At 49.3% G+C, this 888-nt stretch carries 1 protein-coding gene; it reads right to left on the bottom strand.

From position 1 onward, the window contains the following. A partial coding sequence (locus CVN76_RS01355) for a penicillin acylase family protein (protein WP_198512411.1) occupies window positions 1-888 on the bottom strand: 888 nt, incomplete at both ends.

Genomic DNA, 888 nt, shown 5'->3' with positions numbered 1-888 from the left:
TGCCGCTTTTGCCGGCAAACTCGGAGATGACCGGTCCATGACGGGTAACGGTCACCTTATAATCCAGGGTTTTCCCATCCTTCACCTTGATTGGCTCGTCCACGATTTCAGCTTTTTCCCATTTATCCTTGAAAGCGAATTCCTTCTCGTTCTCCGGATTTCTCTTCTCAATGAATAAATCCTGGACATCCGGTCCCGTATTGGTCACTCCCCATGCGACCTTTTCATTATGGCCGAGGATGATCCCCGGAATTCCGGCAAAAATCACGCCGCTCACATTGACTGTCGGGGCTTCCAAATGCATTTGATACCAAACGGACGGTGTGGCCAGCCCAAGATGTGGATCATCCGCCAATAAAGGTTTCCCCGAATCGGTTTTACTGCCCGAAACGACCCAATTATTGCTGCCGTTGAATTCATACGGAATGACGGCCGCTGCGAAACTTCTTTCAATATCCAGCTCCTCCTTACTGATGATATAAGGAGCACTCTTTGGATAATCCGGAAATAAATCATACGCCTTTTCCTTCGGGAACGTTTGCAGCAAATACTGCCTGAACGCCTGGTCCTCCCAGTTTCCGCCTAAATCAAAGGCCATATATTTCCCGATCGTCAGCGAATCGACGGCTGTCCACCGCTCCGGCTTATATCCAAGTAAAGTGAACTCGACCGGCCATTTTCCATTCTCCTTGAGCTCATCGATATAAAGATTGACTCCCTCCGCAAACACATCCAACGCTTCCTTGCCCTCACTTGTATAAGCTGCATAGGAGGCCTCTGCCGCCCGTCTCAATCCAAGCGTGCGGAAATACTTATCATTTTTCACCGTTTTCTCGCCAATCACCTCGCTCAATCTTCCTGACGCCTGACGCCTGCTCAAATCCATTT

This window comes from Bacillus sp. mrc49 (assembly GCF_002803435.1).
The sequence above is the reverse complement of the archived record's forward strand: the minus strand, read 5'-3'. Positions and strand labels throughout refer to the sequence as shown.